General features: G+C 56.3%; 16 protein-coding genes and 2 pseudogenes. 16 read left to right on the top strand and 2 right to left on the bottom strand.

Annotated features, from left to right (window positions below):
- Positions 1-36 precede the first annotated feature (36 nt).
- Genes O4H31_RS18835 through O4H31_RS18820 form a run of 4 tightly spaced genes read left to right on the top strand, consistent with a single transcriptional unit; the run spans position 37 to position 3,342 of the window.
- The gene (locus tag O4H31_RS18835; RefSeq protein ID WP_269348067.1) at positions 37-906 is read left to right on the top strand and encodes a branched-chain amino acid ABC transporter permease; all 870 of its coding nucleotides are present in this window, start codon (positions 37-39) and stop codon (positions 904-906) included.
- Between the two features lie 4 nt (positions 907-910).
- Positions 911-1,915: a branched-chain amino acid ABC transporter permease gene (locus O4H31_RS18830; protein ID WP_269348066.1), complete on the top strand. Its 1,005-nt coding sequence runs from the start codon at positions 911-913 to the stop codon at positions 1,913-1,915.
- The gene (locus O4H31_RS18825) at positions 1,908-2,651 is read left to right on the top strand and encodes an ABC transporter ATP-binding protein (protein ID WP_269348065.1); all 744 of its coding nucleotides are present in this window, start codon (positions 1,908-1,910) and stop codon (positions 2,649-2,651) included. Before O4H31_RS18830 ends, O4H31_RS18825 begins: the two co-directional genes overlap by 8 nt.
- Positions 2,644-3,342, top strand: a complete 699-nt coding sequence (locus tag O4H31_RS18820; RefSeq protein WP_269348064.1) for an ABC transporter ATP-binding protein — start codon at positions 2,644-2,646, stop codon at positions 3,340-3,342. The genes O4H31_RS18825 and O4H31_RS18820 overlap by 8 nt, the downstream gene beginning before the upstream one ends.
- A gap of 42 nt (positions 3,343-3,384) precedes the next feature.
- Here O4H31_RS18820 and O4H31_RS18815 read toward each other — a convergent pair whose 3' ends face one another.
- Together O4H31_RS18815 and O4H31_RS18810 are read right to left on the bottom strand one after the other, a co-directional pair.
- Complete coding sequence (locus O4H31_RS18815; protein ID WP_269348063.1) at positions 3,385-4,284, bottom strand: LysR family transcriptional regulator; 900 nt, start codon at positions 4,282-4,284, stop codon at positions 3,385-3,387.
- A 97-nt stretch (positions 4,285-4,381) separates the two neighbouring features.
- The gene (locus tag O4H31_RS18810; RefSeq protein WP_269348062.1) at positions 4,382-5,257 is read right to left on the bottom strand and encodes a dioxygenase; all 876 of its coding nucleotides are present in this window, start codon (positions 5,255-5,257) and stop codon (positions 4,382-4,384) included.
- Between the two features lie 249 nt (positions 5,258-5,506).
- Here O4H31_RS18810 and O4H31_RS18805 point away from each other — a divergent pair, with 249 nt between their 5' ends.
- The 12 genes and pseudogenes from O4H31_RS18805 to O4H31_RS18750 all read left to right on the top strand — a co-directional run bounded on the left by O4H31_RS18805 (position 5,507) and on the right by O4H31_RS18750 (position 17,739).
- Positions 5,507-5,887 carry a hypothetical protein gene (locus O4H31_RS18805; RefSeq protein ID WP_269348061.1) on the top strand — a complete coding sequence of 127 codons (381 nt, stop codon included), beginning with the start codon at positions 5,507-5,509 and terminating at the stop codon, positions 5,885-5,887.
- The gene (locus tag O4H31_RS18800) at positions 5,884-6,741 is read left to right on the top strand and encodes an alpha/beta fold hydrolase (protein ID WP_269348060.1); all 858 of its coding nucleotides are present in this window, start codon (positions 5,884-5,886) and stop codon (positions 6,739-6,741) included. Before O4H31_RS18805 ends, O4H31_RS18800 begins: the two co-directional genes overlap by 4 nt.
- Before the next feature lie 43 nt (positions 6,742-6,784).
- Positions 6,785-6,931 (top strand): annotated as a pseudogene (locus O4H31_RS18795) (SulP family inorganic anion transporter); the annotation flags it as partial.
- A 144-nt stretch (positions 6,932-7,075) separates the two neighbouring features.
- A complete protein-coding gene (locus tag O4H31_RS18790; RefSeq protein ID WP_269348059.1) occupies positions 7,076-7,339 on the top strand; it encodes a hypothetical protein in 264 nt (87 codons plus the stop codon).
- Positions 7,340-7,684 carry an STAS domain-containing protein gene (locus O4H31_RS18785; RefSeq protein WP_269348058.1) on the top strand — a complete coding sequence of 115 codons (345 nt, stop codon included), beginning with the start codon at positions 7,340-7,342 and terminating at the stop codon, positions 7,682-7,684.
- 301 nt (positions 7,685-7,985) lie between these two features.
- Positions 7,986-8,249 (top strand): annotated as a pseudogene (locus O4H31_RS18780) (cytochrome c); the annotation flags it as partial.
- A 169-nt stretch (positions 8,250-8,418) separates the two neighbouring features.
- Entirely contained in the window at positions 8,419-8,904 is a 486-nt protein-coding gene (locus O4H31_RS18775; RefSeq protein WP_269348057.1) for a transposase, read from the top strand.
- A 542-nt stretch (positions 8,905-9,446) separates the two neighbouring features.
- Positions 9,447-10,193 (top strand): hypothetical protein, encoded by a 747-nt coding sequence (locus O4H31_RS18770; RefSeq protein ID WP_269348056.1) that lies wholly within the window; start codon positions 9,447-9,449, stop codon positions 10,191-10,193.
- A complete protein-coding gene (locus O4H31_RS18765) occupies positions 10,193-12,349 on the top strand; it encodes an integrase catalytic domain-containing protein (protein WP_269348055.1) in 2,157 nt (718 codons plus the stop codon). The genes O4H31_RS18770 and O4H31_RS18765 overlap by 1 nt, the downstream gene beginning before the upstream one ends.
- The gene (locus O4H31_RS18760; protein ID WP_269348054.1) at positions 12,346-13,311 is read left to right on the top strand and encodes an ATP-binding protein; all 966 of its coding nucleotides are present in this window, start codon (positions 12,346-12,348) and stop codon (positions 13,309-13,311) included. Before O4H31_RS18765 ends, O4H31_RS18760 begins: the two co-directional genes overlap by 4 nt.
- A 500-nt stretch (positions 13,312-13,811) precedes the next feature.
- The gene (locus O4H31_RS18755; protein ID WP_269348053.1) at positions 13,812-15,488 is read left to right on the top strand and encodes a hypothetical protein; all 1,677 of its coding nucleotides are present in this window, start codon (positions 13,812-13,814) and stop codon (positions 15,486-15,488) included.
- Positions 15,489-15,621: 133 nt separating this feature from the next.
- A complete protein-coding gene (locus tag O4H31_RS18750) occupies positions 15,622-17,739 on the top strand; it encodes a hypothetical protein (RefSeq protein WP_269348052.1) in 2,118 nt (705 codons plus the stop codon).
- The last annotated feature ends 161 nt before the right edge of the window (positions 17,740-17,900 follow it).

The following is a 17,900-nucleotide window of genomic DNA, read 5'->3' as shown; positions in this document are numbered from 1 at the left end:
CCTGCGGCCGGGCCTTTCCAACGAGGAGGGCTTTCCATGTCACATGACCTTGGCTTTTGGATACTTCAGGCGCTGAACGCGCTGCAGCTTTCCATGCTATTGTTTCTTCTTTCCATCGGCCTGACTGTAATCTTTGGGCTGATGCATTTCGTGAACCTCGCGCATGGGTCGCTCTACGCGCTTGGCGCCTATTTCGCGGCCTCCCTCGCGGCGGTTGGCGGCTATTGGCTGGGTTTCTTTCTGGCACCGGTCGCTGTCGCCGGTGTTGGCATGTTGCTCTACTCAGGCCTGATCAAGCGCATGCGGAAATCCGGTCCGATGGCGCAGGTTCTGGTCACCTTCGGTTTGATCTTCGCGCTGCTTGACCTCACCCGCATTTTTTGGGGCGATCTGGCCCTTGGCATTGCAGTGCCTGATATCTTTCAAGGGCGCACGGCGTTTCTTGGGGTGGAATACCCGACTTACCGGTTGTTCATCATCGCGCTTGGTCTGGCTATCCTTGCCGCTTTGGGTTTTGTCCTTCGGCGCACGCAAATCGGCGCAATGATCCGAGCGGGCGTCGACAATGATGTGATGGCCGCCTGCCTTGGTATCAACGTCGAGCGGCTGTTCTTCATCGTTTTCTGCGTGGGCTGCGCGCTTGCAGGTCTGGCCGGTGCGGTGGCCGCGCCCTTGCTGAGCGTGACGCCTGACATGGGGCTCCAAATCCTGATCCCGACGCTGATCGTGATCGTAATCGGTGGGCTTGGGTCGCTTAAAGGCGCCATTGCCGGGTCGCTTATCTATGGCTGCGTTCAGACTTTTGGCGCTGTGCTTGCCCCGCAACTGGCCTCCGTTCTCATTTATGCGCTTCTGGCTGCGGTCCTTGTGATCAAGCCGGTGGGCCTCTTTCCGGCGAAAGGATAAGCTGATGTTCAGCCACAATACACTTCGCTACGTTTTCTTGGTGATGCTCTTTGGTGGGGCACTGTTTCAGGCCTTTGCGGCCGAGTATTTCGGTCTCGAAATCTTGACCGAGATCCTGATCCTCGCCATGCTGGTTCTGGCGCTCGACATTGTCGCGGGCTTTGGCGGTATGGTTTCGCTCTGCCATGGCGCGTTGATGGGGGTGGGGGCCTATGCCTTTGCGCTTTTGTCCACCCAGTTCGGCGCTACCCCCTTTTTGGCGATGGGCGCCGCGATTGTCATTACCGGCGCGGCGGCTTGGGTAATCGGTGCGGTCTGTTCGCGCAGCCACGGGATTTACTTTATCATGGCCACGCTGGCTTTCGGTCAGATGGCTTACTCCTATATATTCGAAGCACCACTTTTCGGAGGCGATGACGGGCTGGGCGGCATCTCGCGCCTTGACCTCAGCCTGATCGGTGTCGACCTCAACGACAGCCGCAGCTTTGCCTTGTTCTGTCTGGCGGCGCTGGCTGGGGTCTACTTGATGTCGGTTCTAATCCTGCGGTCGGGCCTTGGCCGTTCGCTGACGGGCGTCATGCACAATGAACAACGCATGCGCGCGCTTGGGCTGACGGTCTGGCGGGTAAAGGCAGATGTCTTCGGGCTTTCCGGCATGATCGCTGGCCTTGCTGGGGCGCTGACGGCCCAGCATATCATGTATATCTCTCCCGGCCTGCTGGGCTGGACCGTTTCGGGCGAGGCGCTTGTCGTGGTCATCCTTGGCGGATTGGGCACACTGGTAGGCCCGCTTGTTGGCGCCGTCGCCTTTGTCCTGCTCAAACATGAGCTGAGCGCTGTAACGACCTATTGGCACCTTGTAGTCGGCGTTGTCCTAATTGCAGTGGTGATGAGCCGGGCGAACGGAATCTACGGCTTTATCGAAGGCCGTTGGACCCTCTGGCAAAGCCGCCGAGGCCCCAAGCAGCCCGCCAGCCACGCGGCACAGGAGGTTGTGAGCGATGCTTGAGACACGTAATCTGGATAAAAGTTTCGGCGCGGTTCATGTGACCCGAGATGTTTCCCTGAACCTGGAGCGCGGCGAACGGCGGGTCATCCTTGGGCCTAACGGCGCAGGCAAAACGACCCTATTCAATCAATTGGTCGGTGAGCTGACACCGAGCAGCGGAAGCATTCATCTGGCAGGCGAGGATGTAACGGCCCTGCCGGTTGCCAAGCGGGTCCGGCGCGGCCTGTCACGCAGCTACCAAAAGAACACACTCTTCGATGGGCTGACTGTGAGGGAAAATCTCGGGTTGGCCGCTGCGGTTCATACGGGCCACGCGACGCGGCTGTGGTCAGACAGCCTGTCGAAATCCGAGGTCTGCGAGATCGTTGCAGAAGTTGCCGAACGGGTCATGCTGCTGCCCTACCTCGACGCCAAGGTGTCGGAAATCAGCTATGGGGTGCGAAGGCAGCTGGAGGTCGGCGTGGCGCTCGCCACGCGGCCGCTGGTGCTGCTGATGGATGAACCCACCAGTGGCGTGGGGCCAGAAATGGCCAAGGGGTTTCACGACCTGCTGAACAATTTGCCCCGTGATCTGACCATGCTGATTATCGAGCACGACATGGATCTGGCGTTTGATGTCGCTGATACGATCACTGTTTTGAATTACGGCGAAGTGGTCTTTGACGGATTGCCGGAGGCGGCGCGGGGGTCGCGTTTGTTGAAAGAGATCTATCTGGGGAGTTGGGAAGATGCTTGAACTTAATGCCATCGAATCCGGCTATGGTGAGACCCAAGTTCTTTATGGTCTTTCGCTGAAGGCGCAGAAGGGCAGGGTGCTGGCGGTTCTGGGGCGCAATGGGGCGGGGAAATCCACGACCCTTAAAACGATCATGGGGTTGCTGCCGCTGAAGTCTGGAGACATCGTTTTTGACGGCGCGCCCATCGCCGCGCAGCCCTTTGATATTGCCAAGGCCGGGATCGCCTATGTTCCCGAAACGCGCGATATCTTCCCATCCCTGACAGTGCGGGAAAACCTTGAGCTTGCCGCTAAACGGTTCGGTGGACCACAGGCCGAATGGACAATGGAACGTGTGCTAGACGTCTTTCCCCGGCTTGAAGAACGCATGGACAACGGCGGCGCCCAATTGTCGGGGGGCGAGCAGCAGATGCTGGCCATCGCTCGCGGACTGCTGATGAACCCGAAATTGCTGATACTGGATGAGCCGACAGAAGGCTTGGCGCCCATCATCGTCAAGCTGTTGCACGACAAGCTGCAGGAGTTGCGAGACGGCGGCCTGTCGATGGTCATCGTCGAACAGAACTTCGGGTTTGCGACCTCACTTGCGGACGATGTCGTGGTAGTCGGCAAAGGGCAGGTGGTCTGGTCAGGCTCCGCAGCGGAAATCAGAGCGAACGAAGAAGTTCAGCACACTTGGCTAGGCGTGTAACGCACGCAGCAGGCTGAGGCTCCCTGCGGGGCGGGCCTCACCCTACTTCTTCAAAGGGCTGTTCCTCGCGACCTTCTGCGCGACACTCACGAAGTTTTTGACGTGAACCCCCTGATCATCGAGCCGGTAGCTTACCGACAGCTCGGTGCGTGCAATTTCGGGTTCGATCTTAAGAAATTTCATGCCCTTGCGCGGCGCGCTCGCCACAGACTCCGGCACGATGCAGACCCCTTCGCCCACTGCCACGAGGCTTAGGGCAGTTTGAAGGTCCATGCACCATAGCCGCAGAGGCGCCTCAAACCCCGCCTCCTTGACCGCGTTAAGGACCATATCGGCATAGCTAGGGCGTGGCCGCTCAGGGTACAAAATGAGGTTGTGTGTCATTAACCTTTCAAGCCGTGCTACCGTGCGCCCTCCGGTATCAACAATATCAGGTAGCGCGAGGATCAGTTTCTCTTCGGCAAGGTGTTTGGAGAGAAACTCAGGGTCCGTCAGGGTGGGGCGGGCAAACACCGCGTCCAACTCGCGCGACACCAAAGCACGATGAAGGTCCGCGTTGTTCATCGGAATGAGGCTGAGGTTAACGTCGGGGTAGTTGGCGCGATAGGACCGGATAATATTGGGCAGAATCCCATAGGTCGCCGACCCGACGAAGCCAATTCGTAGCCTGCCTTCCGCCCCTTGGCCAAGACGGCGCAACTCCAACCGCGTATCATCCAATTGAGCGATGATCGATTTGCCGCGATGAAGCAGTCGTTCACCCGCCTGTGTCAGGCTGATGGAACTGCGACCCCGATTGAACAGCACCGCGCCGAGGTCTTCTTCCAACTGCTTGATCTGCCGGCTCAGAGGCGGCTGCGCCATGTCCAGACGCTCTGCAGCGCGGCCAAAGTGAAGCTCTTCCGCCACGGCGATAAAGTAGCTGAGCTGCTTGAAATTCATTATGACGCCCCCCCCCGAAAGCTGATGTTATGTGATCCCCATTCACAAAAAAAGGCCCCCGAAGCACGGGGGCCAGTTCACAGGGAGGTGTGAGAAATTACTCAGCGGCCACAGCCTGGGAAACCGCGCCTTCCTTGAGGACGAAATCGAACTCGAAATGCAAGTCCGTGCCTAGGTCTTGGCTGGCCCGGTTGAACTTGCCGATCAGACTTTCCTTCACGGCAAAGACACTGTCCTCGTCTAGCCAAGCGCTGTCTGCATCGTAGATCTGGCTGATCAGGGGGCGATAACCATCCTTGGAAATCATGAAATGCATATGGCCGGGGCGGTTCGGGTGATGCCCCATGAAACGCAGCAACTCGCCAGCGGTTTCATCATCGGGAATTGGGTAGGGGACCGGGCGCACGGCAATGAATGCGTAATGGCCGTTCTCATCCGTCTCAAAGCGGCCCCGCAGGTTGTATTCCGGTTGGTCGGGATCGAGGTTTTCGTAGATACCATTCGGCGCGTCCTCCCAAACGTCGAGCGTCACGCCGGCAATGCCATTGCCATTCTCGTCTTTGATGTGACCTTCGAAAAAGACGGTCTCTTCATTGTCGAAGTGTTTTTGAATGATCGACGCGCCCTTGGGCAGCACCGGCGGGTTTTCCCGGTAGAACGGCCCCAGCACGGTGGACTCACTCTCTTTGCCTTCGACCGGGTTGGTCATCATGTCGACAAGGACTTCGAGACCCAAGATATCGCCTAACAAAATGAACTCTTGCCGGTTGTCATCGCAAAGCTTGCCGGCTCGTGCGAAATAGTCGCAGGCGGCGAGGAACTCATGGTGTTGGAGTTTTACGTCCTTGATGAAGCCATGCAGGTGCTTGATCATTGATGTCGCGATCTCGCGCTCGCGGCTGGTGATATCCCCGTGTTTACCGAGGCTCTCTGTCACGACGGCGGTGATGTTGTCTTGGTTAACGATGCCCATGGTTTCCTCCTCCTGGCAGTCTGGGAGCACGCTGTGTCTGCACCGCGCCCCCGTTGAACTGACCATCCGCCATTGGGGCCCGCTGCCCAATGCCTGTCTTGGTATTGAGTGATACCGCGCTGCAGGGTGAGCGCGCCCTTTGCATGCTGCGCTGGTTGCAGAGTATCACCCCATACCCCTGTTGGCATGGCCCCCGCAGGGGTGATCGTGGCACCAAGATTGCATCCTGCGAATGTATGGGAGGCTCAGGTGATCGAGAATTTTAAGCGTATTCAGGCCGCACTCGCTAAGTCGCCGCACCTTCTGCGGCTCGGACGGCTCTTTTCTGAGACGGTCCTTATCGAAGTCGATGGCGACGAATATTACCTGTCCTTTGAAAAGGGGTATATAACCCGGATCGAGCAGGGACCGAGCCGCAAAACACCATGGCGTTTCGCGCTTCGCACCGACGCTGAAGCGTTGAACAAGTTCTGGCAGCCGCGCCCTGAACCTGGGTTTCATGATATCTTTGGCCTGGTGAAGATCGGACGGGGGCGGATTGACGGGGACATCCTTTGCCTCGTGAAAAATCTTCGTTTCTTCAAGGAAGTTTTGGGCATCGCACGCACGCAGGAGGGCGTATCCGCATGAGCATCGAACCAATCACTGGCCGCTACATCACCGTCGAGGTCGAAGGTGCCGCCCGACGTATCTATTTCGAAGAAGCAGGGCAGGGCCGCCCAGTTCTTTGTCTGCACACCGCCGGCGCCGATACGCGGCAATGGCGCCATTTGCTCAACGATGCTGAGCTTACCTCTGCAAACCGGTTGATCGCCTTCGATATGCCTTGGCACGGTAAATCTTTGCCGCCGGAGGGGTTCGAGACCGAGGAATATCTACTCACCACTGAAGCATATATTGAAACGATCTTGGCATTGATTGACGGACTGGGACTGGACCGCCCTGTGCTTGCAGGCTGCTCGATGGGGGGCCGTATCGCGTTGCAGCTCGCCGCCTTGCATCCGGAAAAGTTCAGTGGCTTCATCGCCATCGAAGCCTCTGATTTCCAACCCGCGTGGTACGATGTCGATTGGTTCCACCGCCCCGATGCCCATGGCGGAGAGATGGGTGCGGCACTTGTCTCGGCCAATATCTCGCCCTACGCGCCGCCGGCAGAGCGGGCGAATACGCTTTGGATGTTCATGCAAAGCGGCCCCGGCGTATTTCGCGGCGACCTTAGCTTTTACACCAAGGATGACAGCCTGATCGCACGGCTGCCACAAATTGATACGAGCCGCACGCCGGTGCATATTATAGTTGGAGCCTACGATTTGACCTGCACTCCGGAGGATGCGGCACGCACTGCGAAGGCAATTCCGGGGGCGACCCTGTCCGTTATGGACCAACTGGGTCATTTCCCGATGAGCGAGCACCCGGAAGGGTTTCGTCCTTTCTTTGTAGAGGCTTTAAGTAAGGTCGCCAGTTCAGAGGCTGTGATAGTCTAAGGCACTGCTGTGACTAGGCACAGGGAGCAATAATTCCAGTCAAGAGATGGTGGGGCAGGGGCTGTCCAACGCGGTGGGGTCGTTCTTTCAGTGCTACGCTGGGTCCGGCTCCTTCACGCGGTCCGGCTTGAATGCGGATGCGGGAGCACAGACCCGCTGTCGACGATCTTCGCGGCGGGGTTCTTGGTGATCCTGCTCTTCGTGCTGGCGCCCTATCTGGAATTTGTCCCGGTTCCAGCCATGGCAGGGGGTGATCCTTTTCGTCTCCTATCGTCTCATCAATTTTCACGAGATCCGTCATATCCTGACGTCGAACAAAAGTGAAACAGCGATCTTGGCTGCGACTTTTCTGACTGGGGTTTTCACCGAGTTGGACCTCGCCATTGTCATCGGCGTCATCACCTCGCTTTGTGTCTTTCTCTACGATAGCGCACATCCCATCGTAGCGGTCGGCTCTCCCACAGAGATCAACGGCAGACGAGTGTTCAAAAACGCGGCCAACTACGGGCTGCCGGAATGTCCGCAGATTTCTGTCATCCGGGTCGATGGGCCGCTGTTCTTTGCCTCTGTCGAGATTGTGGAACAGCAGTTCAGGTAGGTGGAAGAGCGAAGCTCGATCCCCAAGACCAAGCTCATGGGGTTGAAAGGTCTTTGGAAGATTGATCTGTCGGGTGCAGGGTTGTTGTTAAAAGAGATCAGGCGCGGGCGCCGGGCGGGGGGCGATTTTCACATCTTCACCACCAACGCGCCCGCATTGCGGATCATGCGGCAGTTGCATGTGTTCGACGAACTTGGCGAAGACAACATGCATAACAACAAAGGCGAGGCGATCGCCGCGGCGGTCAAAGCTGCCGATGACGACATTTGTCGCGGCTGTGAGCTGAGGATATTTATGGAATGTGCGACAAAGCCCGGGCCGGGAAAGAAGCCGCCGCGGGGGTGAGCACGGGCGGCACTGGGTGGCTGCCTTAGGGGGGCACCCAAATTGAGCCGCAGCCAGCTATGCCGCGAGACGCGACGGGCGCAGCGTGCGGCAGGTGGCGCAGGTGAGAGCCGCCGCCCCCTGAAGCGGTATCGGTGCATCACAGCGGCGACACCTGACGGATCTTATCGCCAGCGTTTCGGCGAACTGATAGCGGCAGCTGGGGCAGCGCCCGGCGGCGGCGCGGGGGATCGTGGCGGTGCAAGAAAGGCATTTGTGAGGGAGGTGCTGAGCCACGCCATTGGCGGGATGCGCGCACAGGGGCGAGAATGGCGTACTTCCCGCGCCACCGCATGGTGCAACGGGCCATACTTGGCACCATGATAACGCGTTGCTGTTCGACTATACCAAACTTGGGGGCAACGCTGCACTGACAGCCCGGAGCGTAGAGGATTTCAACAGCGGAATGTCCGCCTTCGACGAGGTGATCTCGGATGAAGAAATTTGGAACATTCTTGCCAATATCAGATCGACCTGGCCACCGTGAGCAAAGGCGGCTTAAGCCAGCCGAAATCGACCGCATTGAAAACCGGCAGTGTTTTTTGGGGTTCGGTAGTTAGAGTGAGACCGAGGCACTGGGGCTAAGGTGAGCCACATCGAATATCAGAAAATGCGGCCATTCATCGTAACTTGATCGAACAACCGCCAAGGGCCAGAAGTGTCATTCCTGCGACATTAGAAAGGGTAGGGTAACCATGACGGAGCTGCTTGAACTGGATCCTTTAAGTAACCACTGGACGCGGCTTTCTATGGCGCTCCCAATAGGCGGCGTACAAGCGTGCTTCAAAACGGAAACCGCTTGCATCAGCCGGATGCGGAGGGTGCGCTGGCCTGAGGGCGTGAAGTGCCCGGGTTGTGGCTCGGCGAGTATTGGTCGGATTGAGACGCGAAAAAGTTATCAATGCTGTGTTTGCCGCCGTCAGTTCTCTGTCACGACGGACACGATCTGTCACCGCACACATCTTGGCCTCATGACCTGGTTCATCGGCGCCGAGACGATGATTGCGGCTTACGCGAAGGGCAGGGCAAAAGATCTTCTGACCTCCGAGAGGTTGAGCGGGAAGCTCGGAGTTACCTACAAGGTCGCTTATCAGCTGCGGAAGAAATTGAGAGCTGACCTATTGCAGCAGGGCGGCGGCCTTCTGGGACACTGTATCTGTGTCAGTCCGTCGGCCATCTAACCACATCTGGTACGATCAGTTCTGATGCACTCTTTGTTCAATCACGCCTCGTAGGCTGATGAGTAAAGGGGACGAATAATTATAAGAAAATTCTGTCCAGCCATATCACTCTGAATTTCGGCGCATAGTTGCTTGGATAATGGATGAGAAACCAACTGGTCGCGAAGGACTGCAATCGAAGACGGCGAGGAGAAGACCGGAGAAGGACATCAAAGGAGATGCTGAAAGAAACACTGAAAACAAGTAAATTCGCAACGAAAACAACTGCTTGACTCGAATCGCCTAAGAAAATCTAGCAAATCGGAAATTTCTTACTTCGGGTTTTCACTACCTACGCAGAAATAGACGGGAACACTGCAAGGAGCAGCGACCCGGAACAAAAAAAAGCACGCCCTTAAGGCGTGCTCCTAAAGTTGGGGCAATGATCGCCCATCTACGCTTGCCACCGTAGAGGCCGCAAATGGCCCAGGCAAGAGCGATCAAGGGCCTCGAAAACAGAAACTTTAACCCGAATGCGATGTCATTTCGGGGCCGGAGACGTCATGTTCACACTAAGGGAACCAGATTTTGCCTATGACCCCCATAGGCTCGAAAAGCAGCTAGCGCTGGAACTGCCAGCGATCTATGGTGTCTCGCCATATGACGGCGCCCGAAATCCGCTTTCCCGTAGCAATACCGCACATCGGATTTGCGCGCCGTTGGTGACGCCGGCAACGAAGGGCATTCCCAAAGCTTACTATTTCGATGGTGAGGCCGAATGGGCCGTCGCTCTGGAAACGCTTCTTGATCCTGATTTGTATGCACTCGACGTGCAACTGCCATTCTTTCGTTTCAAGTGGACTGAAGGGGCTAAGGTCAAATTTCCGAAGCATTTTTTCGATCTCCGTATAACGCTGCGCAATGGCTTTCGTCTCGCCATCTACGTGAAGAATGGCAGTAGGCTTGGTCGGAGAGAGACGCAGGACGAGATCGCGGCGATCGAAGAAGCCATGCCCAAAGATTTGGCCGACGATATGATCGTCGTGAACGGGGATGACTATACCCGTCCGTTCCGCATCAACCTTTTCCAGTTCTGGATCGTCGAGGGTGACCGCGACGACGAAGCGGATGCACATGTCGAAGAAAAAGCACGCAGCAGTTCGTATTGGTCAGCTGAGGATCTTGTTGGGCAGTGCAATTTGCCGTCGAATAGAGCTTTTCCAGCCATCCAGCGGCTGATCGGACGGCGCGTTCTCGGCGCTGATTGGTACTCGGTCATTTCTCTGCAGTCTCGTGTCTGGATGATCTGATGACCGCGCGGCCGCAATATAAGATACCGGTGGGATCAACCCTTGATCTGGATGACGTGCGCTGGTGCGTCACCGGGAAAGATCAAGGGAAGGTTTTCGTCGAGAGTCTTGAAAGCGGTGAAATCGCTCAGTTCTCAATGGCTTGGTTGCGGAGGAAAATCGAGGACTTTTCGTGCAAGGTGAAAACGCCGCTGGAGGATGCGAAGAGAGAGGAGTTGCTCCAGTACACTGGTGGTTTCGAACGGCTCGAAAATATCAAAAGCAAAGAAGAACGTCTGAATATCCGCGCGAGGCTGAGTGTTATTCTCGCCATCGAGGAGTTGGAGAAAGAGGGTTTTAAAACGACGCAGCGCTTCCTTTCAACTGACGGGGCGCGGGCAAGATTGATGGAAGATGCAAAAGAGTTCTCTGGCGATCGCCACATCTTCAACAAAGCAAAAATTGGCAGTTCCAACTCGCCCTGGACCCTGCCAAAGGGGCGTACACTCGCCGATTGGCTTGCCACTTATCGTTATTTCGACCGCAACGAAGTTGTTTTGATGAGCCGCCACCATATGAAAGGCCCGAAGGGACAGGCACGGTGTAAGCTCAGCAAGCCGCAGCTTCGTTTCATCCAGTATGTGCTGTCGATCTGGCTGCGGGTCCGGAAGCCAAGGCTCGCGCCGCTCTATCGCAAAGCCATGACAAGGTTCAAAGTGTCACCTCAGGAGCGAGCTGAAGGTTTCGTGTTCCCGTCCCTTACTTCAATTTACAACTGGCGCCATGCCATCTCGAAGCTGGTCGAGACCCTTGCGCGTGAAGGCGAACGGCATGCTGTGAACCTCATTGGCGCAGGCCAGACCGAAATTCGCGCTCAGGCTTTCGGCGATGAAGCCGAGACCGATCAGCTTCTCATTTCCTTGTTCATCAATGACGATGGAATGGTCCGGGCGCGCAAGCTCTCTAAGGCAGAGGAGAACGAGGAGCCTGCTCCGAACGAGATCCGCCGTGTATGGCTTCACTACATGATTGATATTGCAACACGTATGCCACTGGCGTGGGTCCTTGCAGAAAGTGCCGACTCGGACACCACCATGCAGCTTATTCGGATGGCAACACGCAGCAAGGAACGGGAAAAGATTAAGTACGGTTGCAAGGGAACGCCCGCACCGCCAGTGCGGCTGAGAAAAGTTGTTTCTGATAACGGTACTGCCGTGCGTAATGGTAAGGTCGCTGCCGCTCTCTTGGGCATGGGGACGGTATACAAGACAACCAGAACCTATCATTCGAACGACAAGCCGCACGTGGAAAGTGCATTCCGGACCTTTGAATATCAGGTCGTCGGCTTCGAAAACGGATACACCGGAGGTAAGCCCGGAGCATTGCCGGGAAGTGATCCGCGGCGGGAAGCCACGCTTACACTCGATTCATTCTACAGGACAATTACCCGGTACTTCATTGATGAAGCTCCGCATCAGCAGCATCGTGGCACCGGCATGTACGGCGCAACGCCCGCCCAAAAACTCCGCGAGGTTACCAAAAAGCACCGCGAGATCAAAGCGCCCGACGTGGATAATCGTCAGATCCAGTTGGGTGTTACAAAGGAGTTCACGATCAACGACCAGGGTGTTCAGCCCTTCGGTCTTCCGTTCAACTCTAAAGCGCTGCGTCTGTTTGATGGTGGAAAGGGCAAGAAAGTCCTGGTTCACATCGACCCGGATCGTTTGCATGACGCCCTTATTACTGCGGAGGGCTATTCGGGAGAGCCGATTAAGGCCCACCTTAGTATGACTGCAGTCCGTGACTGTACCTTGGCCGAGTTTTTGCAGCTCAAGCAAGATGCAGTCGAGGCTGACCCCCATCTGAAGGAAATTGACAATCAGATCCTTCAGGACGCCCTGGCGAGGCGGGCTGAGGCTTCCGGCATGTTCCCGGATTCAGATGAGCCCCTCAACTACACTCGACTTGCCGAAATGGAACAGCGCGCTGAAAGGCTCGCCCGCGTCGAATGCCGTCCCAAGGAAACATACGCAGGGGTCGTGCGTGCTGGATCCATTATGGATCATGCCAAAAGCGCTTCCGCCGCAAGGAACAGCTCTGAAGCGCCTGCCACCGCGTCCAGCGCTGAGAGTCCTAAACACAAAACCTTTAAAAAGATAACGGAGAGCAAACTGTGAATGACTTTGTAATTGATGAAATTGTGGATACATCTGCCAGCTTCAATGGCCGTCTCTTTCCGCTTGATAGGGCTGCCAAGCTGAAGCGCGAGTTCGCGACCATGTTCAGCGGTCACCTGGGGCGTTTGAAGAGCGGGTTCTATTTTGAAGGGGAGGCATTGGTTGTTACCGGTGCGAGCGGTGCCGGGAAAACCACCGAAATCGAGAAACTTTTGCGCGAGTTTAACCTGAGCCAGGCCATCTTGCCGAATGGGACCGGCGCACGCTTTGAAACCTGCGTTCTGGACCGGAAGGGCACATGGAAAGACCTTGGCAAGAACACCCTTCATGCCATGCGCTATCCCTTGTCAGAGAAGGCCCGTATCACGCAGGCTCAGATCGGCCGCCGCATTAAGCAGCAGGGGGAGCTCCACGGGGTTGTTGGTGTATGGTATGACGAAGCGCAGCACATCCTTGCACATAAAAAAGAACAGGCGTTGGAGGAGGTTCTGGACTGCTTCAAGACGATGGTAAAAGGGCCGTCTTGGCCGATGATGTTGATCCTGTCAGGCGTGCCAGAACTCGGGGACTACATTCCCCAACTTGAACAGCTGTTTCGCAAGGTAACGCATGTCCGGCTCGATGACATTAACTTCGAGGAGGACGCGGAAACCGTCAATAGCATTGTCGGGACCTACGCCATAGAGGCAAAACTCTCCGTTGCTGATGAACTCCAGACTGGGGATTTCTTCCATCGTCTCGTGACCGCAGCAGCGTTCCGGTGGGGATTGGTATTTGAACTGGTCATCAAAGCGGTGGGAAAAGCACTTGTAGAGCATTCGACGGAATTGAAATTGGATCACTTCGTTCAGGCTTGGAGTTCGAAAACAGATACGAACTCGGTTGCGACCCCATTTACCCATAGCGGTTACGCCACGATGTTTCGGCGCGATGCACCTTTCATGGCATCCATTCGTTCCTGAACTCATCTAATTTTAACACAGAAAGGCCCGCGCATTGCGCGGGCCTTTTTCGTTCCGGCTGTGTGAAAAAACTGGGACTAAGTGTTAAAGGGGGCGAAAATTCGTCGCGCACGCTTTATGGTTTTTGCGCATGCAATTACGTTTTACCCGCGATCTTCGATATTCAAATTAAAGTATTGATATCGTTTGTTTAATAGGGTGGATCGAACTTGCGCCAACAAGACAGCTTTGCGCAAGCTTCTCCTTGGACTGCCTGTAGGAGTGTTGAACTGACCACCAAAACTTGACCATGGGACCCGTTCGGATGACCATTTGACAAACAAGTCGTGTCCATCTCAGTTCTGCGGGTTCCTTGCGGCTGAAATGGTTAAATCAGGCGAAGTTCCAGCGAAGCACCCTGCTTACAACGCCGTGTTTCCTCAACGAAGTTGTTCGCATAGGAAAAAGCCATTTCGGAACGCTTTCACATACCTCGCAAACTCCGCATAGGGGAGACCACAGTGCCGGAGGCCGATCTGCTATTGGCGTCCGGCATCGTGATCGTTCTCGCCGAGCCAGGTGCGGGAAAGACAGATTTACTCGATAGCGTGGCGGACAGGCTTGGCGGTGCGCGGGTCCGCGCCAGCGTTGTCCGGCCCTCGGAGCGTGACACGACTCTCATCGTCGACGCTTTCGACGAAGTGGCCCGGGTCGGCGATGCTCGAGTTCACGACATTCTTCACAGAATACGGGATGTCGAACCTGATCGCGTCCTCTTTTCAAGTCGCTCGGGAGAATGGGAGGATTCCAGAACGCGGCTCGTTCGCGACCTTTTCGGGAAAGAACCGCAGGTCGCTTATCTCGTTCCGCTGGATGGAGGCGAACAGCGAGATCTCTTCGAGCACTTCTATCCCGGGAGGTCGTTCGATGATTTTCATGCAAACATTTCCCGGTTCGACCTTCATCACATTTTGGGCAATCCTGAGTTTCTGCGTCTTTTCGCAAGCGCCTATGATGAGGCCGACGGAAGGCTCCGCTCCCGGGGCGAAGTTTTCACACTTGCGCTCGAGAACCTCGCACGTGAGTCCAACCCAGACGTTTTGTCGAAGGGTGCACCAGCGCGGCACAAAAAGATATCTTGGGCAAACGAGATCTTCTCGAAGCTTCTGCTGTCAGGCGTGGACGGAGTAGCGCTGGGAGATATCGCGGAGGATGATCTTCACCCGCAGATGGAAACGATCGGTCTGGTAGGCGAGGAACCACTCTCTGTCCTCGGCACAAGGCTGTTCCGGCCAGGATCGACCGCTAACCAGCATGAGCCCGTGCACAGGATCGTTGCCGAGTATGGAGCCGCCCAGCACATCGTTAGCCGTATTGATGATCCGACCTGCCGTCTGACGATTGCCCAGTGTCTCGCATTGATTGCTCCGAATGGGGCAGTGCGGGACGACCTACGTGGCTTACTGGGTTGGATTGCAGCACTTGGTTCTGAGAGCCTCCAGAAGGCGGCCATAGACCTTGACCCTTACGCCCTTCTATCAAATGGTGACCCTTCCCGAATGACCTCGGCATCTCGGAACCAGCTCCTCGATGCTTTGTCCCGTTTGAACGAGAACGATCCGTATTTCCGGCGCAGCGATCGGTGGCGATCCTTCAGCGTAACTGGGTTCTTCACGCCTGATGTTATCCAAGCCGTTCGGCAGATCCTGGCTGAGCCGGGTGTGGGGCATCTCCGACAGTTGCTGCTCGAGCTCCTCGTCGGGTCGCCTGCTGTTATGGAGCTGCGCACTGATCTGGAGACAGTCGTCCTTGACGAGCAAGCCTACATTGGGCCGCGCTTGGACGCCTTATCCTGCCTACTCAGCGACGAGACCTACGAGCCGGCGGCAGCCCTACGGCAATTGGTCGATATGGGGACGAACGACGCGCTCCGTTTGGCGTCCGAAATCCTTATGCTTGGGATGGACGAGGTGCCCTTTGATTGCCTTCGGGGGCTTCTCGACGCAGCGACGGCGCTCTATCCCACCGAACGAGCTGACCGTTCTCGTGTCATCGGCGAGCGCTACTTCTTGCGGCGTCTGATAAGGGAGATCCCTGAAGAAGAGACTGTTCGTCTGCTGGACGAATTGACGGAGGGTTTTTGCTGCACCTGTAGGAAGGAGCGGCACGACTGTTTTTTGCCGCGATGGGGTCAGTAAGATTGTCGGCTTGCTACTCGATAACTACTTTGGTCGCGCCCAGAACCAACACGGTCCAGATAAAATTTGGAAGTGGGTGCGAAACTTGCATTTCCACGGGCGCGTGGGCCCGGACCGGAGTCGAGCAGTTGCTGTGCTCCAATCCGATCATGTTCTGCGTCGTGCCTTGCAAGAGCGGGCCTTCGCCGGCCTGACGACCAGGGAAGAAGTTCAGAGCGCTTTTTACGAAACATTTATAGACTACGGGCATTCCGGTCTGTGTCTCTGCGCAGGTGACGAACGCCACCTCATTGATCTTGCATTCCAATCCAACAACTCGGCTCTTTGGATTCAGCTTGCGCCTGGCCACGACTACTACGGTAATGGCACGCCCAAAGGGCCAAACGAATTGCGCAGCTATTGCCGCGAGCAAGCGCTCGAAAAGCCAGCGTTGATGCGGGAATGGATCAGGATGAACCGAATTAAGAGGGAAGCCTGGGAAAGAGGCCGCATTCCGAGGTTTCGGTTTGAAGCTCGGCGTCGCCGTCAGGAGCGGCGGGCGACTGAAGCCGACATCGCTTACTTTCATACCAATCGCTACGCTGTAGAGCGTGGAGAATGTGTGCGTTGGACCCAAAACGTCGCCATGGCGTATCTTCTCCAGCCAGACGAGATTACCGATGTGACTCACGGTTTGTTTGATCCGGAGGTGGTCTTACGGCGAAGCCTTCAGACTTTAAGTGACCGTTGCCCTTCGATCGAGGAAGTTGGCAAAGGCTGCAAGAGAGCATGGGTGCAAATTTTTCTCGCAGGCGCAGTTGCCGAGTTCCGCGAGACAGGGACCCTGGAGACTGTCCCGCCGGAAATTCTGCGCGTAATCCTGACCGATACCGGTGGCTACAATACCTTCGCCGAAGATGAAGAGATGGCGTTTGTTGCAGAGATCCGGCGTCGGGTGCTACTTACGCCCAACGAGAGCGAGGCCTTCGCTCGCGAGTATCTCGAGCCTTCTCTTGCAGCATCAGCCCAACACCCAGACCTTCATCTTCTCAACCGTGAACCAGCCCTAAACCACCTGCGCGCGTTCCTGCCACTGGAGTGGCTGCATCGATTTGCCGAACTTCCTGTTCAGGCCCTCGAAACCCTGTTCGACATGGCTGCCCGTTTTGGTGATCGCGAAGCCCTGGTTGCTTTGGTCCGTGAAAAGTGCACTTCCCTCGACGCGGGGGTGCTCCCGCATCTTCTGGAAGAACAACGTCCTTTTTGGTTCCTGCGTGATTTCTGGTTCGCGACAGAGATCGACCCAAGTATCTGGGCTTATATGGCACGGGACCCAGACTTCATTTTCTGGCTCGCCGATCGCCGAGATCGCGGCGGGGAAGGTGACGAAGTTTGGCCCGGCTTGTCGGCCTACAAGATTGAACGGATACTCATGGAATATCTTACCCACTGGCCGGTGGTTCCCCTGCCGTCGAGTTGGGGCACAGGAAGTCCCAGAGGTGAGATTGCTTACCGCTATCTTCGTGACCTTGTCTGGCAGATAGGCCGAGATGATGCGACGGTCGCCTTGCCTGTCGTCGAGAGATTGCTCGCCGAGGAAGTTACTGTCGCTTCGCATAACGATCTCCGCAGCATCCGTGCCGAACTCCGGCGCAAGGCGGCGTTGACGTCATCTCGTCCGGGGCCAGTCGAGATCTCTGCATCCTTGGATGGTGGGTTCCCGGCGAGCGTGGAGCAGCTTCGTGCGGTGGTGATGGAGTTATTTGACGAATTGCAGAAAGATATCCGCGCTGGTGATAGTGGAGTGATCGATCAATTTTACAATAGGACTAAACGGCTCGACGAAATCGGAGCGATGTTCCGGGTTTCCGCATGGCTCAAGCCCCGGCTGCATCCCTTCGACATTCACGACGTTGTAGAACATCAACTGGGGGCTCGTAATCGATGCGACCTCACGGCGACGCGAATGGTCCGCGGGCAGGCCAGAATGCTCGTGATTGAGGGCAAGGGGCAGTGGCACCGAGATCTCTTCTCCGCAGCAAAATCTCAACTTGCAGATCGCTACTCGGTGCATCAGCACGCCGATGAGCAAGGTATCTTTTTTGTCGTATGGTATGGGCCAGAATGGCCTGTCGCCGGCCTGACCAGGCACAAGTATCGGTCTGCATCGCAACTGCAAACCGCGATCGACGAGCGCCTGCCGGATGAACTGCGAGGGCGTTTGGACATCTTTGTGCTTGATGTTTCTCGGTCAGGAGCTGTGAGCACGTAGAGCGCCTGCCGGGAAATAGTAGATTGAGGTTGAGCTACCAAGCTTCGGTCGGGACGCAGACTATCGTTCATCAAGGAGTTTCTGTGTTGATTGTCACTGAGAACTGACCCGGTATTTTCACCGAGATTTGACCCACCCTCAGTTATGCGTCGTGGTCTATG

This window comes from Sulfitobacter dubius, assembly GCF_027214245.1.
GTDB classification, from domain to species: Bacteria; Pseudomonadota; Alphaproteobacteria; order Rhodobacterales; family Rhodobacteraceae; genus Sulfitobacter; species Sulfitobacter dubius_A.
This window is presented reverse-complemented; position numbering and strand designations above follow the sequence as displayed.

Coding starts and splice junctions, on each gene's coding strand:
- O4H31_RS18820 (WP_269348064.1), top strand. CDS start 2,644: ATGCTTGAACTTAATGCCATCGAATCCGGCTATGGTGAGACCCAAGTT.
- O4H31_RS18810 (WP_269348062.1), bottom strand. CDS start 5,257: ATGGGCATCGTTAACCAAGACAACATCACCGCCGTCGTGACAGAGAGC.
- O4H31_RS18825 (WP_269348065.1), top strand. CDS start 1,908: ATGCTTGAGACACGTAATCTGGATAAAAGTTTCGGCGCGGTTCATGTG.
- O4H31_RS18800 (WP_269348060.1), top strand. CDS start 5,884: ATGAGCATCGAACCAATCACTGGCCGCTACATCACCGTCGAGGTCGAA.
- O4H31_RS18815 (WP_269348063.1), bottom strand. CDS start 4,284: ATGAATTTCAAGCAGCTCAGCTACTTTATCGCCGTGGCGGAAGAGCTT.
- O4H31_RS18765 (WP_269348055.1), top strand. CDS start 10,193: ATGACCGCGCGGCCGCAATATAAGATACCGGTGGGATCAACCCTTGAT.
- O4H31_RS18770 (WP_269348056.1), top strand. CDS start 9,447: ATGTTCACACTAAGGGAACCAGATTTTGCCTATGACCCCCATAGGCTC.
- O4H31_RS18830 (WP_269348066.1), top strand. CDS start 911: ATGTTCAGCCACAATACACTTCGCTACGTTTTCTTGGTGATGCTCTTT.
- O4H31_RS18835 (WP_269348067.1), top strand. CDS start 37: ATGTCACATGACCTTGGCTTTTGGATACTTCAGGCGCTGAACGCGCTG.
- O4H31_RS18775 (WP_269348057.1), top strand. CDS start 8,419: ATGACGGAGCTGCTTGAACTGGATCCTTTAAGTAACCACTGGACGCGG.